Source organism: Cognatundibacterium luofuense, assembly GCF_018139685.1.
Lineage (GTDB): Bacteria > Pseudomonadota > Gammaproteobacteria > Burkholderiales > Burkholderiaceae_D > Undibacterium > Undibacterium luofuense.
This window is the reverse complement of the sequence record NZ_JAGSPN010000537.1, coordinates 1-298: the sequence shown is the minus strand read 5'-3', so window position 1 is coordinate 298 and position 298 is coordinate 1. Positions and strand designations below refer to the sequence as shown.

General features: G+C 45.6%; 1 pseudogene. It reads left to right on the top strand.

Annotation, left to right across the window (positions count from 1 at the left end):
- Nucleotides 1-96: 96 nt before the first annotated feature.
- Nucleotides 97-298: pseudogene (locus KDM89_RS21565) on the top strand (type IV pilus modification protein PilV); the annotation flags it as partial.

Genomic DNA, 298 nt, shown 5'->3' with positions numbered 1-298 from the left:
CCATTTTTAGCTATTAATTATAATTCCCTGACCGATTCTGCGCCGAGTGCACCAACCATGTGCTTCACATCTGCTGCAAGTTGTGACGCAAACGGCTTGGTGAAGGCTGAAATTTATGAATGGCTCGTGCGTGTTAAGGACTTATTGCCTGGAGGGCGCGTCCTAGTCTGCCGGGATTCTGCTCCATTTAATAGTACCGCGAAAGCTTTAACATGGACTTGCACAGCCGATAGTAGTTCTGGAATGACAATTAAAATTGGCTGGAAAAGCAAAAATCCGGATGGCAGCTTTAATGACA